The organism is Pseudoxanthomonas sp. 97-1-1 (assembly GCF_057773125.1).
Genome location: NZ_JBYMTJ010000001.1, coordinates 833,583 through 846,090, shown reverse-complemented (window position 1 = coordinate 846,090; position 12,508 = coordinate 833,583). Strand labels below are relative to the sequence as shown.

Below are 12,508 nucleotides of genomic sequence, written 5' to 3'. Positions count from 1 at the left end.
CCACGGGAGCGGGACGATCTCGCGATCCGCGTCCGCGGGCTGACCAAACGCTTCGGCGCCCTGGTCGCGGTGAACGATGTCGATCTCGATGTGCCGCGACGCAACGTCTACGGGTTCCTTGGCCCGAACGGTTCCGGCAAGTCCACCACCATCCGCATGTTGTGCGGCCTGCTGACGCCCAGTGCAGGCGAGATCGACGTGCTGGCCCTGCGCATCCCGGAGCAGGCCGAGCAACTGCGCACGCGCATCGGCTACATGACCCAGAAGTTCTCGCTGTTCGAGGACCTGACAGTGCGCGAGAACCTGGAATTCCTGGCTGCCGTGCAGGACATCCCGCGAGCACGGGCGCGGAAGCGGATCGACGACCTGGTCGAGCAGTACCACTTCCATGACCGGCAGAAACAACTTGCGGGCACGATGAGCGGGGGGCAGAAGCAGCGGCTTGCATTGGCGGGAGCGGTGATCCACGAGCCGGAGCTGCTGTTCCTCGACGAGCCGACCAGCGCGGTGGACCCGGAATCGCGCCGCGATTTCTGGGAGAAGCTGTTCGAGCTCGCCGATGCAGGCACCACGCTGCTGGTGTCCACGCACTACATGGACGAAGCCGAACGCTGCCATCGAATCGCCATCCTCGACCGGGGCGTGCTGGTCGCCGATGGCACGCCCGATACACTGACGGGCGAACTCGCGGGCCGTACCCTGGTGGTGGATGCTGCGCAGCCGCGGAAGGCGAAGGCGGTGCTGCTGGGGATTGCGGGCGTGGTCAGCGTGGCGCAGATCGGCAACGTGCTGCGTGTGTTGCTGGCGGACAACGGCGACGCTGCGGCGCGCGTCGATGCCGCATTGCGTGCGGCGGGCATCGAAGCGGGCGTGTCGGCATCGCAGGCCAACCTGGAGGACGTCTTCGTGTCCGCCACGCGCGCGCAGCCGGCTCGCGAGGAGGCCGCATGAAACTCCGTCGCCTGATGGCGGTGATGGTCAAGGAACTGCGACAGATGCGCCGCGACCGCATCACGCTGGCGATGATCGTCGGTATTCCGGTCATGCAGTTGCTGCTGTTCGGCTACGCCATCAATACCAACCTGCGCGACCTGTCCGCCGGCTTCGCCGACCAGGCGCGGACGTCCGCCTCGCGTGCGCTGGTGATGGATATCGTCGCCACCGGCGTGGTCAGCCCGGCCCTGGAAGTCGCCACGCCGCAGGAACTGGTCGATGCCATGCGCCGGGGCGAGATCAGCATCGGCGTGGTCATCCCGCCCGACTACGAACGCCGCCGCGCCGAGGGGCGCGAGGCGGTCCAGATCCTCGTCGATGGCAGCGACAACGCAGTGCAGAGCGCGGCCGCGCAGCTGGCGCAGATGCCTCTCGATGGCGTCAGCAGCGGGCCGCTCGCGACGCGGACGGTCAGCGTGACGGGCTTCTACAACCCGCAGCGTCGATCGGCGGTCAACATCGTGCCCGGCCTGATCGGGGTGATCCTGACCATGACCATGGTGCTGTTCACGGCCGTGGCCATCGTGCGCGAACGCGAGCGCGGCAACATGGAGCTGCTGATCGCCACGCCGGTCAGCAGTGCCGAGCTGATGATCGGCAAGGTGCTGCCGTATGTGGCCATCGGCCTGGTGCAGACCACGGTGGTGCTGGCGCTCGGCATGTGGCTGTTCGACGTGCCGTTGGGTGGAAGCCTGCTGCATGCGTACCTTGCAGCGTGCCTGTTGATCGTGGCGAACCTGGCGCTGGGCCTGCTGATCTCCACGGGCGCGCAGTCGCAGTTCCAGGCCATGCAGATGACGTTCTTCATCTTCCTGCCGTCGATCCTGCTGTCCGGCTTCATGTTCCCCTTTGCCGGGATGCCGAAGGTCGTGCAGTGGATTGCCGAAGCCTTGCCGCTGACGCACTTCCTGCGCCTGATCCGCGGCGTGATGCTGCGCGGCGCGGGGCTGTCCGAGCTGTGGCCCGACGTGCTGGCGCTGCTGGGGTTCACCTCGGTGATGATGACGGCGGCGATCCTGCGGTTCCGCAAGCGGCTGGACTGATAGGCTGGCGCTTCTTCCGGGACGGCGGGGCAGACGATGGACGAAGCAGCGATCGGCGCGGCGGTGGACGCCATGTACGCGATGATCTCGGGCCCGGCGGGTCCGCGCGACTGGTCGACACAGGATGCGGTCTTCCATCCCGACTGCCGGCAGATCCGTACCGGCGTGGATGCGCAGGGAAAGCCCTGGCGCCTGTCGTTCTCGCTGGCGGAGTACCGGGCCAACGCCGATGAGCTGCTGGCGAAGGTGGATTTCTTCGAGGTCGAGACCGCGCGGGAGATCCGCGTGTTCGGCAACATCGCCCATGTCTGGAGCGCCTACGAGGCACGCCACGCCCCGGGCGACGCCGTGCCCGAGCGGCGCGGGATCAACAGCATTCAGCTCTACAAGGGCGAGCAGGGCTGGAAGATCATCCACATGATCTGGGACAACGAGCGCGAAGGCATGCCGTTGCCCGCTGTCGGCTGATCCGGCGCCTCAGTCGGTGCCCGCGACGCGTCCGCGCAGCGAGTTGGCCAGCGCCTCGGTGATCGTCACGTCCACGAACTGCCCGATCAGCCGCGGGTGGCCGGGGAAGTTCACCGAGCGCATGTTCTCGGTCTTGCCGGTCAGCTCGTTCGGATTCTTCTTCGACGGGCCTTCCACCAGTACCGGTTGCACCGTGCCCACCATGCGCTGCGAGATCCCCGCGGCGTAGGCGTTGATCTGCTGCTGCAGGCGGTCCAGGCGCGCGTGCTTCACGGCATCCGGCGTGTCGTCTTCCAGGTCCGCGGCCGGCGTGCCCGGGCGGCGCGAGTAGATGAAGGAGAAGCTCTGGTCGAAGCCCACGTCCTCGATCAGCTTCATCGTCTTCTCGAAATCCGCATCGGTCTCGCCGGGGAAGCCGACGATGAAGTCCGAGCTGATCGAGATGTCCGGCCGCACCGCGCGCAGCTTGCGGATCTTCTGCTTGAACTCGAGCGCGGTGTAGCCGCGCTTCATCGCGGAGAGGATGCGGTCGCTGCCGGCCTGCACCGGCAGGTGCAGGAAGTTGGCCAGCTGCGGCACGTCGCGATACGCATCCACCAGCGAGTCGCTGAATTCCAGCGGGTGCGAGGTGGTGAAGCGGATGCGGCCGATGCCGTCGATCTCGGCGATCGTGCGGATCAACAGGCCGAGGTCGGCGACCTCGCCATCACCATAGGGACCGCGATACGCGTTGACGTTCTGGCCGAGCAGATTGATCTCCCGCACACCCTGCGCGGCCAGCTGCGCCACTTCCACCAGCACGTCCTCGAACGGCCGGCTGACCTCGGTGCCGCGCGTGTAGGGGACCACGCAGAACGAGCAGTACTTCGAGCAGCCCTCCATGATCGACACGAACGCCGAGGGGCCCTCGGCGCGCGGCTCGGGCAGGCGGTCGAACTTCTCGATCTCGGGGAAGCTGATGTCGACCTGCGGCCTGTTCTGCTCGCGGCGGGCGCGGATCAGCTCCGGCAGGCGGTGCAGGGTCTGCGGGCCGAACACCAGGTCCACGTAGGGCGCGCGCTTGACGATGGCTTCGCCTTCCTGCGAAGCCACGCAGCCGCCCACGCCGATGATGACGTCACGGCCACCGGCCTTGAGTGCCTTCCAGCGGCCGAGCTGGCTGAAGACCTTCTCCTGCGCTTTCTCGCGGATGGAGCAGGTGTTGACCAGCACCACGTCCGCTTCCTCGGGGTTGTCGGTCAGCTCCAGCCCATCGGAAGCGGCGAGCACGTCGGCCATCTTGGCCGAGTCGTACTCGTTCATCTGGCACCCGTGGGTCTTGATGTAGAGCTTGCCCTTGACCTGCTCGGGTGCACGGGGGCGACCGGTGGGCAACGGAACAAGGGCGGGGTCGGTCACGGCAGGGGCGGCCGTGGTCGGCAGTGCGGGGGCTTGCGTCCCGGTCATGGCGCTTAATCCAGTCGGGTGGGCGGGCAGGGGGCGCGTAGTTTACGCGCTGCGCGACGGCCGGTCCCCGTCCCCGCTGGCGTTGATAGCGGGTAACAGCCCGGCATGAAGGGGCCGGCGTCCGGCAGTCGGAACTCCGACCGGCCGCACAGATTGGAGGAAACCTTTGTTGGACAAGGACTTGGCAATCACCCGGGAATTCGGGACACTGCGCGGCATGAGGGGGACTCTGACGCTTCTGGCCGCACTGGCCGCGTTGACCGCACTGCCGGCCAGCGCGGGCACGCTGTACAAGTGCACCGGCAATGACGGTGTGCCGAACTACGTCAGCAAGCGTGTCAGTGGCGCAAGCTGCGAAGTGGTCAGCCGCTACACGCCCGACCGCAACCGGCCGACGCAGGTCTCCGCCGTGTCACGGCCTGCAGCCGCCACACCGGCGGTGGGAGCGGCCAGCTCGCCCGCCCTGTCCGATTCGGCCAGCGCCATCGTCCCGGCAGCGGTGCCAGCCGCGTCCGTCCCCGCGCCGGCCACCGGTCCGCGCCGCGTGGTCAGCGGGCAGGTCTACTCCTACATCAAGGACGGCGTGCGTCACTACACCAGTACGCGCCCGCGCGGCGGCACCCAGGTCGCCAGCCTGCGCACCATCAAGTACAGCTACATCGAGACCTGCTTCGCCTGCGGGAATCCGAGCGTCGACTTCGGACGGCTGCGACTGAACACATCCGCCTACCAGGCCGAGATCGCCGCCGCGTCGCGCGAATTCGGCGTGGAGGAATCCATCCTGCGCGCGATCATGCACGCGGAATCGTCCTATAACCCGATGGCGCTGTCGCATGCCGGGGCGCAGGGCCTGATGCAGCTGATGCCGGCCACGGCGCGCCGGTTCGGCGTCACCGATTCCTACAACGCCGCGCAGAACATCCGCGGCGGCGCGCAGTACCTGTCCTGGTTGCTGAAGCGCTTCAACGGCAACCTGACCCTGGCCGCCGCCGGCTACAACGCCGGCGAAGGTGCGGTGGACCGCCACGGGGGCGTTCCGCCGTACAAGGAAACCCAGCGCTACGTGCAGCGCGTGGCCGTCCTGGCCGACCGCTACCGGCAGGCGGTTGCCGCGCGCTGAAACAGCTCGCGGCGACGCCGGACGCGCCGCAAGGCCTTGATTTCACGGCGCCCGTTGTCGGCCCATTAAGCCATCCGTTACACTTCGCCGTCTTTATGCGGCCCGCACCGGCGTTTCGGGTGCGGCCTTGGCAGCCTTTTTAGCTACCTGATTGTTTTGCGGAGTGCCGGATGGCCATCGATGGGGTCAATGGGCCTGTGAATACGGGCCGACGCCGGTTCCTGACTGCGACCACCGCTGTGGTGGGTGCAGTGGGTGCCGGTATTGCAGCTGTACCTTTTATCAAGTCGTGGAATCCGAGCGCCCGGGCCAAGCTGGCCGGTGCCCCGGTGACCGCCGACCTGACCGGTCTGCAGGAAGGCCAGCGCCTGATCCTGGAATGGCGCGGCCAGCCGATCTGGATCGTCAAGCGCTCGAAGGCCATCCTGGATGCGCTGCCGTCCCTGGACGCGAACCTGCGCGACCCGCAGTCGCAGAACCTCGATCAGCAGCCGTCGTACATCAAGGGCGAGACGCGTTCGCTGAAGCCGGAGATCTCCGTGCTGGTCGGCCTGTGCACGCACCTGGGCTGCTCGCCGGAAATGGCGGCCGAGATCAAGCCCGAGCCGTACGATCCGGACTGGAAGGGCGGCTACTTCTGCCCTTGCCACAAGTCGCGCTTCGACATGGCCGGCCGGGTGTTCCAGGGCGTGCCGGCCCCCACCAACCTGGTGGTGCCGCCGCATTACTACGAGAACGACACGACCATCGTCGTCGGCCTCGACCCGCAGGGGGGCGCATAAGCCATGGCGAACATCATTACCCGTACCGCTGATGGCGTGATGGACTGGTTCAACGCGCGCGCCCCGGGCTTCATGCCCGTGTACCGCAAGCACATGAGCGAGTACTACGCGCCCAAGAACTTCAACATCTGGTACATCTTCGGCGTGCTGTCGATCGTGGTGCTGGTCAACCAGATCCTGACCGGCATCTTCCTGACGATGCACTTCAAGCCGAGCGCGGCGGAAGCCTTCGCCTCGGTCGAGTACATCATGCGCGACGTGGAGTGGGGCTGGCTGATCCGCTACATGCACAGCACCGGCGCCTCGCTGTTCTTCATCGTCGTCTACATCCACATGTTCCGCGGCCTGATGTACGGCTCGTACCAGAAGCCGCGCGAGCTGGTGTGGATCCTCGGCATGCTGATCTACCTGGTGCTGATGGCCGAAGCCTTCCTCGGCTACGTGCTGCCGTGGGGCCAGATGTCGTTCTGGGGCGCGAAGGTCATCATCTCGCTGTTCGGCGCCATCCCGGTGATCGGCAACGGCCTGACCGAATGGATCATGGGCGACTACCTGCCCAGCGACGCCACCCTGAACCGCTTCTTCGCGCTGCACGTCATCGCGCTGCCGCTGGTGCTGCTGCTGCTGGTGGTGCTGCACATCTTCGCGCTGCATGAAGTCGGCTCGAACAACCCCGATGGCGTGGAGATCAAGAAGGGCCCGAAGGGCAACCGCTGGTCGCCGACCGCTCCGGCCGACGGCGTGCCGTTCCACCCGTACTACACGGTGAAGGACGGTTTCTATGTCGGTGGCTTCCTGATCCTTGCGGCGTTCATCGTGTTCTTCGCCCCCGCCATGGGCGGCTGGTTCCTCGAGCACGACAACTTCTCCGAAGCCAACAGGCTGGTGACGCCGGAGCACATCAAGCCGGTGTGGTACTACACGCCGTACTACGCCATGTTGCGCGTGGTGCCGCACAAGCTCAGCGGCGTACTGGTGATGTTCGGCGCCATCGCGATCCTGTTCCTGGTGCCGTGGCTGGACCGCGCCAAGGTCAAGTCCTACCGCTACCGCGGCCTGCTGTCCAAGGTGCTGCTGGGCGTGTTCGCCATCTGCTTCGTCTGGCTGGGCAAGATCGGCGCCGGCCCGGGTACGGATCCGGTGGAAACCATCATCGGCCGTTTCCTGACCGCCTTCTACTTCCTGTTCTTCCTGACCATGCCGATCTGGACCAAGATCGACAAGACCAAGCCAGTGCCCGAGCGGGTGACGACGCATGACTAAGACTTTCGCCTCTCGCCTAGCTGTCTTCGCCAGCGGGTTGCTGATCTCGTTCTCCGTGTTCGCCGCAGGCGGCGGCGACAAGCTGCAGGCCGGCAACGACCTGAGCGATCGCGCCTCCCTGCAGCGCGGTGCGCAGCTGTACATGAACTACTGCGCGGGCTGCCACTCGCTGAAGTACATGCGCTATTCGCGCATGGCCGAGGATCTCGGGCTGACCGAAGACGAGGTGATGAAGAACCTCAACTTCACCGGCGCGAAGTTCGGCGAGCAGATCCAGGTGTCGATGCCGCATGACCCGGCCACGAAATGGTTCGGCAAGATGCCGCCGGACCTGAGCGTGATCTCGCGCGTGCGTGGCAGCGACTGGATCTACACGTACCTCAAGTCGTTCTACCTCGACGAGTCGCGTCCGCTGGGCTGGAACAACAAGCTGTTCCCGAACGCGTCCATGCCCAATCCGTTGTGGGAGCTGCAGGGCCTGCAGCATGCGGAGTTCGGCCAGCCCGACGCGGCCACCGGCGAACGCCATGTGGAAAGCCTCAAGGTGACGCAGGCCGGTCGCCAGAACGCGCAGCAGTTCGACCAGACCGCGCGCGACATCACCAACTTCCTGGAGTATGTCGGCGAGCCGGCAGCCCTCAAGCGCCAGAGCATCGGCGTGTGGGTGATCCTGTTCCTGGCGGCGCTGACGTTCCTGGCCTACCTGCTGAAGCAGGAGTACTGGAAGGACGTCCACTAAGGACCGTCGCGCATCCACTGCAGCGGTGCAGGGCTTCCGTGCCCGCACCGCAGGCGAAACCGGCCGGGCTGGGGTTGCTTGGCTTTTTTCGGCAGGGATTGCACACTCAAGGACCGTGGCGACCGTCAGCAAGGGGCTGGCGGCGTCGGTGCGATCGGCGGATTCCGATCGTCGGAGAGCCGTGAATGGCTGCGAGTCCACGTATGCGCAATACACTGACGCTGTTTTCTTCCACCGATGACGTGCTCTGCCACCGCGTGCGGCTGGTGCTCGCCGCCAAGGGCGTCAGTTACGACCTCGTGCCGGTGGATCCGCAGAATCCGCCCGAAGACCTCATCGACCTGAATCCCTACCATTCCGTGCCCACCCTGGTGGAGCGCGACCTGGTGCTGTACGCCGCGTCCGTGGTCAGTGAGTACCTCGACGAACGTTATCCCCATCCGCCGCTGATGCCGGTGGATCCGCTGTCGCGCGCACGCCTGCGGCTGGCCATGCTGCGCATCGAGCACGACTGGGTGCCCCAGGTCCAGGCCATCCAGCTGGGCAACAAGCAGCAGGTCGAAGCGGGCCGCAAGCGCCTGAAGGAATTGCTGACCGCCTCGGTGCCGCTGTTCAAGGCGAGCAAGTTCTTCCTCAACCCCGAAATGAGCCTGGCCGACTGTGCGATGGCCCCGATCATCTGGCGCCTGCCTTCGCTCGATGTGCCGCTGCCGAAGGACGGCAAGGCGATCGAGGACTATGGCAACCGCATCTTCCGCCACCCCGGTTTCCTGCGCAGCCTGACGGATGCGGAGAGGAAGCTGCGCGAGATCCCGGCTTAGCCGGCATCCGAGCAAGGCTTGGTTCGCAGGCATTGCAGGACAGCCCAGCGACCGGCAGCCGAGACGCGAAATGACTGACGCCACGCCCCGCATGACCAGCCATCGCCCGTACCTGTTGCGGGCGCTGAACGAATGGATCGCCGACAACGGCATGACGCCGCATCTGCTGGTGGACGCCACGCAGGCGGGCGTCCAGGTGCCCGTCAGCGCGGTGAAGGAAGGCAAGGTGGTGTTGAACATCGCCGAACGTGCGGTGGTGCGGCTGTTGATCGACAACGAGGCGGTCAGCTTCACTGCGCGGTTCGGCGGGGTCAGCCAGGCCGTGTACGTGCCGGTCAGTGCCGTGCTGGCGATCTACTCGCGCGAAACCGGGCAGGGCATGGCGTTGCCGGACGACGTGGCACACGATCCCGATGCCGGTGGTGGTGACGACGACCAGCCGCCCTCTCCGGACACGCCACCCGATGACGATGCACCGCCGCCAGCGGGCAAGCGCCCGCCGTTCCTGCGCGTGGTGAAATAGGTCTGTATCGCGCTCCCGCGCGGATAGGTCGACAGACCCCGGTAGCGGACTCAGTGCAGATCGAGCGGCGTGACGGCGCGTGCGACCGGCCCGACGAACGAGACCAGTTGGCCCTTGCGCAGCACCAGCCGCCCCACATGGCGATCGATGCCGTCGTGGGAATACTCGAAGCGGAAGCTGCGCTCGAAGCCCAGCCAGCCATCTTCGCCGCGCCGCAGACGTAGTCCGCTCGCATGCACGCTCTGGTCAAGCCAGATGACCCCGGCTGCCTGGCAGGCATTCCGGCCAAGCGCGCCTGCACGCTCCGCCGCCGCGCGCGCCGCATTCCAGTAGGCGAACGCAGCCGCCGCGGCGATCAGCCATAACAGGGCGCTCAGTGGCGACATGCGTTGCTCATGGCGCCGGGCCGAGTTTCATCGACAGGTCGATGGCGCGGACATGCTTGGTCAGTCCGCCGATGGAAACGAAATCCACGCCGTCTTCCGCAATGGCGCGCAGCGTGCCCAGATCGACCCCGCCGGAGACCTCGAGAGGGATGCGGCCGGAATACGGTGCGGACTTCGCGCGACGGACCGCGTCGCGTCGCGTCTCCGCATCGAAGTCATCGACGAGGATGCGCTCGCAGCCTTCAGCCAGTGCTTCATCGAGTTGGGCCAATGTCTCCACCTCGACGATGAGCGGCAGCGACGGTTGCAGATGGCGCGCTGCGCGGATCGCCGCAGTGAGCGATCCCGCCGCGCGGACATGGTTCTCCTTCAGCATCACGGCGTCGTACAGGCCCATGCGATGGTTCTGGCCGCCACCGCAGCGGACCGCATATTTCTGCGCCAGCCGCAGGCCGGGCAAGGTCTTGCGCGTATCCAGGATCGTGCAGCCGGTGCCACGCACGATATCGACGTAAGTGGCCGTCACCGTGGCCGTCCCCGTCAGCGTCTGCAGGAAATTGAGCGCGGAACGCTCCGCCGTCACGAGCGCGCGCGCGCGTCCCTCCAGCGTGGCCAACACGGTGCCGGCCGGGACCCGGTCACCGTCCTGGAAACGCCAGTCGATCCGTACGTCCGGATCGAGCGCACGGTGGCAGGCATCGAACCACGGCTGTCCGGCGATGACGGCCTCCTCCTTGCAGAGCAGGTAGGCGATGTCCGCCACGTCCGGCAGCAATGACGCCGTGGCGTCGCCGCTGCCCACGTCTTCGGCCAGCGCGCGCGCCACGTCGTCGGCGATCGCGTCAGCGGCGGGGGGTACAGGGCGCGTGCTCATCGGCTGGCGAATTCGCCCGCCTGCGCCGTGGCGATCGCTTCTTCTGCGAGCAGCACGGGTATGCCGTCCTCTACGCGGTAGACGGTCTTGCGGTCATGCGTGACCAGCGCCTCGCGCAAGGGTTCGGCCTGCACGGTATCGTCGGCGCGCTTGACCTGGCCCGCACTGATCGCGCGGTTGAGCGCCTCCAGGCCGCGGGCATCAAGCACGGCCAGTGGCTGGCGGGTGGTGGGGCAGCAGAGGAGGTCGAGCAGTTTGCGATCCATCGGGATGGGGACTCGATCAGCGGTTCGGTCAGAAGGGTAGAATACGTCTTTGCGACCGAGGACGGCCATGACCGCCAGCGTTTCCAGCCCCGTGGTGGGCATCGTGATGGGTTCCCGCTCGGACTGGGACACCATGCAGCATGCCGCGCAGAAGCTGGATGCGTTGGGCGTTCCCTACGAGGTGAAAGTGGTGTCGGCGCACCGCACGCCGGACGTGCTCTTCTCGTACGCGGACGCCGCCGGGTCACGCGGGCTGCGCGCGATCATCGCGGGCGCGGGAGGGGCCGCGCACCTGCCAGGCATGCTGGCGGCGAAGACGGCGGTGCCGGTGCTCGGCGTGCCGGTGCAGTCGAAGGCGCTCAACGGCATGGACTCGCTGCTGTCCATCGTGCAGATGCCGGCAGGTATTCCGGTGGCGACGTTCGCGATCGGCAATGCAGGTGCCGCCAATGCAGGCCTCTTCGCTGCCGCCCTGCTGGCTTCCGACTATCCGGCCATCGGTGCCGCGCTCGCCGCCTTCCGTGCACGCCAGACCGAGGATGTGATGGCGCACGACGATCCCCGCCAGCCGCTATGACCACGGTCGGCATCCTGGGCGGCGGGCAACTCGCGCGCATGCTCGCATTGTCTGGCGCGCCGCTGGGCCTGCGCTTCCTGGTGATGGATACGGCGGCCGATGCGTGCGCCGGCCAGTTCGCTCCGCTGCTCGTCGGCGACTACCGCGACGAAGCCGCGTTGGCCGAGTTCGCGTCGAAAGTCGACGTGGCCACCTTCGATTTCGAGAATGTGCCGGCGGAAAGCGCCGAGTGGCTCGCGCATCGCGTCCCGGTGTTCCCGAATCCGCGCGCGCTCGCCGTCGCGCAGGATCGCCTGGTCGAGAAGACGCTGTTCCGCGAACTCGGCATTCCGGTAGGTGCCTTCGCGAATATCGAAACGCGCGCGCAGTTGCAGGCCGGGGTCGAGCAACTGGGCGGTGCCTGCATCCTCAAGACGCGTCGGCTGGGCTACGACGGCAAGGGCCAGTTCCGCATCAGGTCGGTGGCGGACGTCGACGCGGCCTGGCAGGCGCTCGGTGCGCAGGCTGCGACCGTCGGCCTGATCGTGGAGGCGTTCATCCCGTTCGAGAGGGAACTGTCGGTGATCGCCGTACGCAGCCGTGACGGCGAGTTCCGTACATGGCCGATGACCGAGAACTGGCATGTCGATGGCGTGCTGTCGGCCAGCCTGGCGCCTGCGAGTGTCGACGCAGCGCTGGCAGGCGCCGCGTGCGCCCATGCGCGGCACCTGGCCGACTCGCTCGACTACGTCGGCGTGTTCGCGCTCGAACTGTTCTATCGCGACGGTGAGCTGTTGGCCAACGAGATGGCGCCGCGCGTACACAACTCGGGCCACTGGACGATCGAAGGCGCCGAAACCTCGCAGTTCCAGAACCACCTGCGTGCGGTACTCGGCTTGCCGCTGGGCGACACGCGGGTGCTCGGCCATGCCTGCATGCTCAACTGGATCGGTGAAATGCCGGCGTCGGGCGCGGTCCTGCAGGAAGCGGGCGGGCATTGGCACGATTACGGCAAGGAGCCGCGGGCCGGGCGCAAGGTCGGCCATGCCACGTTGCGTGCCGACGATGCCGCCCTCCTGGCCGAAGCGTTGCGTCGCGTGGGATCGGCGCTGGGGCGTGAAGCTCAGGTAGCGCCTGTCGTGGGGCGCCTGTCCGCCTGACTTTGCGGTTCCTGCAGGAAGGAAACGAAAACGGCCGGGTCTCCCCGGCCGTTTCTGCATTGAAGCGG

The 12,508-nt window shown here is 66.9% G+C and carries 15 protein-coding genes; 11 read left to right on the top strand and 4 right to left on the bottom strand.

Annotation, left to right across the window (positions count from 1 at the left end; genetic code table 11):
- The first annotated feature begins 24 nt into the window (after positions 1-24).
- The 3 genes from AC3DET_RS04050 to AC3DET_RS04040 are packed head-to-tail and all read left to right on the top strand — an operon-like array spanning position 25 to position 2,504.
- Entirely contained in the window at positions 25-951 is a 927-nt protein-coding gene (locus tag AC3DET_RS04050) for an ABC transporter ATP-binding protein (protein ID WP_488391166.1), read from the top strand.
- The gene (locus tag AC3DET_RS04045; RefSeq protein ID WP_488390779.1) at positions 948-2,036 is read left to right on the top strand and encodes an ABC transporter permease; all 1,089 of its coding nucleotides are present in this window, start codon (positions 948-950) and stop codon (positions 2,034-2,036) included. The genes AC3DET_RS04050 and AC3DET_RS04045 overlap by 4 nt, the downstream gene beginning before the upstream one ends.
- A gap of 36 nt (positions 2,037-2,072) precedes the next feature.
- Entirely contained in the window at positions 2,073-2,504 is a 432-nt protein-coding gene (locus AC3DET_RS04040; RefSeq protein WP_488390778.1) for a nuclear transport factor 2 family protein, read from the top strand.
- A 9-nt stretch (positions 2,505-2,513) separates the two neighbouring features.
- Here the strand turns inward: AC3DET_RS04040 and miaB are convergent, their stop codons facing one another.
- A complete protein-coding gene (gene miaB, locus AC3DET_RS04035) occupies positions 2,514-3,950 on the bottom strand; it encodes a tRNA (N6-isopentenyl adenosine(37)-C2)-methylthiotransferase MiaB (protein WP_446537584.1) in 1,437 nt (478 codons plus the stop codon).
- A 217-nt stretch (positions 3,951-4,167) separates the two neighbouring features.
- On the opposite strand from miaB, the gene AC3DET_RS04030 reads away from it, so the two are divergent.
- From AC3DET_RS04030 to AC3DET_RS04005, 6 genes are all read left to right on the top strand, one after another.
- Entirely contained in the window at positions 4,168-5,070 is a 903-nt protein-coding gene (locus AC3DET_RS04030) for a lytic transglycosylase domain-containing protein (RefSeq protein ID WP_488390777.1), read from the top strand.
- Between the two features lie 170 nt (positions 5,071-5,240).
- On the top strand, positions 5,241-5,852 hold the full coding sequence (gene petA / locus AC3DET_RS04025; RefSeq protein ID WP_488390776.1) for a ubiquinol-cytochrome c reductase iron-sulfur subunit: 612 nt from the start codon (positions 5,241-5,243) through the stop codon (positions 5,850-5,852).
- 3 nt (positions 5,853-5,855) lie between these two features.
- The gene (locus AC3DET_RS04020) at positions 5,856-7,115 is read left to right on the top strand and encodes a cytochrome b (RefSeq protein ID WP_192200459.1); all 1,260 of its coding nucleotides are present in this window, start codon (positions 5,856-5,858) and stop codon (positions 7,113-7,115) included.
- On the top strand, positions 7,108-7,854 hold the full coding sequence (locus AC3DET_RS04015; RefSeq protein ID WP_192200461.1) for a cytochrome c1: 747 nt from the start codon (positions 7,108-7,110) through the stop codon (positions 7,852-7,854). The genes AC3DET_RS04020 and AC3DET_RS04015 overlap by 8 nt, the downstream gene beginning before the upstream one ends.
- 185 nt (positions 7,855-8,039) lie before the next feature.
- Entirely contained in the window at positions 8,040-8,675 is a 636-nt protein-coding gene (locus AC3DET_RS04010; RefSeq protein ID WP_142123694.1) for a glutathione S-transferase N-terminal domain-containing protein, read from the top strand.
- Between the two features lie 70 nt (positions 8,676-8,745).
- The gene (locus tag AC3DET_RS04005) at positions 8,746-9,198 is read left to right on the top strand and encodes a ClpXP protease specificity-enhancing factor (protein WP_142123695.1); all 453 of its coding nucleotides are present in this window, start codon (positions 8,746-8,748) and stop codon (positions 9,196-9,198) included.
- 50 nt (positions 9,199-9,248) lie between these two features.
- On the opposite strand, the gene AC3DET_RS04000 is transcribed toward AC3DET_RS04005, so the two are convergent.
- From AC3DET_RS04000 to AC3DET_RS03990, 3 genes are read right to left on the bottom strand one after another with little or no spacing between them, the layout of a single operon-like run.
- Entirely contained in the window at positions 9,249-9,584 is a 336-nt protein-coding gene (locus AC3DET_RS04000) for a DUF3301 domain-containing protein (protein WP_446537582.1), read from the bottom strand.
- A gap of 7 nt (positions 9,585-9,591) precedes the next feature.
- Positions 9,592-10,458 carry a carboxylating nicotinate-nucleotide diphosphorylase gene (gene nadC / locus AC3DET_RS03995; protein ID WP_488390775.1) on the bottom strand — a complete coding sequence of 289 codons (867 nt, stop codon included), beginning with the start codon at positions 10,456-10,458 and terminating at the stop codon, positions 9,592-9,594.
- On the bottom strand, positions 10,455-10,724 hold the full coding sequence (locus AC3DET_RS03990; RefSeq protein WP_488390774.1) for a Trm112 family protein: 270 nt from the start codon (positions 10,722-10,724) through the stop codon (positions 10,455-10,457). Before AC3DET_RS03990 ends, nadC begins: the two co-directional genes overlap by 4 nt.
- 67 nt (positions 10,725-10,791) lie before the next feature.
- Here AC3DET_RS03990 and purE point away from each other — a divergent pair, with 67 nt between their 5' ends.
- The gene (gene purE, locus AC3DET_RS03985) at positions 10,792-11,301 is read left to right on the top strand and encodes a 5-(carboxyamino)imidazole ribonucleotide mutase (protein WP_337730375.1); all 510 of its coding nucleotides are present in this window, start codon (positions 10,792-10,794) and stop codon (positions 11,299-11,301) included.
- On the top strand, positions 11,298-12,440 hold the full coding sequence (locus tag AC3DET_RS03980; RefSeq protein WP_446537579.1) for a 5-(carboxyamino)imidazole ribonucleotide synthase: 1,143 nt from the start codon (positions 11,298-11,300) through the stop codon (positions 12,438-12,440). Before purE ends, AC3DET_RS03980 begins: the two co-directional genes overlap by 4 nt.
- Positions 12,441-12,508: the final 68 nt, after the last annotated feature.

Excerpts from the sequence above, each read along its gene's own strand:
- AC3DET_RS04030 (WP_488390777.1), top strand. The coding sequence starts at position 4,168 with ATGAGGGGGACTCTGACGCTTCTGGCCGCACTGGCCGCGTTGACCGCA.
- miaB (WP_446537584.1), bottom strand. The coding sequence starts at position 3,950 with ATGACCGGGACGCAAGCCCCCGCACTGCCGACCACGGCCGCCCCTGCC.
- AC3DET_RS04015 (WP_192200461.1), top strand. The coding sequence starts at position 7,108 with ATGACTAAGACTTTCGCCTCTCGCCTAGCTGTCTTCGCCAGCGGGTTG.
- AC3DET_RS04045 (WP_488390779.1), top strand. The coding sequence starts at position 948 with ATGAAACTCCGTCGCCTGATGGCGGTGATGGTCAAGGAACTGCGACAG.
- AC3DET_RS03990 (WP_488390774.1), bottom strand. The coding sequence starts at position 10,724 with ATGGATCGCAAACTGCTCGACCTCCTCTGCTGCCCCACCACCCGCCAG.
- petA (WP_488390776.1), top strand. The coding sequence starts at position 5,241 with ATGGCCATCGATGGGGTCAATGGGCCTGTGAATACGGGCCGACGCCGG.
- AC3DET_RS04005 (WP_142123695.1), top strand. The coding sequence starts at position 8,746 with ATGACTGACGCCACGCCCCGCATGACCAGCCATCGCCCGTACCTGTTG.
- AC3DET_RS04000 (WP_446537582.1), bottom strand. The coding sequence starts at position 9,584 with ATGTCGCCACTGAGCGCCCTGTTATGGCTGATCGCCGCGGCGGCTGCG.
- nadC (WP_488390775.1), bottom strand. The coding sequence starts at position 10,458 with ATGAGCACGCGCCCTGTACCCCCCGCCGCTGACGCGATCGCCGACGAC.
- purE (WP_337730375.1), top strand. The coding sequence starts at position 10,792 with ATGACCGCCAGCGTTTCCAGCCCCGTGGTGGGCATCGTGATGGGTTCC.
- AC3DET_RS04040 (WP_488390778.1), top strand. The coding sequence starts at position 2,073 with ATGGACGAAGCAGCGATCGGCGCGGCGGTGGACGCCATGTACGCGATG.
- AC3DET_RS04010 (WP_142123694.1), top strand. The coding sequence starts at position 8,040 with ATGGCTGCGAGTCCACGTATGCGCAATACACTGACGCTGTTTTCTTCC.
- AC3DET_RS03980 (WP_446537579.1), top strand. The coding sequence starts at position 11,298 with ATGACCACGGTCGGCATCCTGGGCGGCGGGCAACTCGCGCGCATGCTC.
- AC3DET_RS04020 (WP_192200459.1), top strand. The coding sequence starts at position 5,856 with ATGGCGAACATCATTACCCGTACCGCTGATGGCGTGATGGACTGGTTC.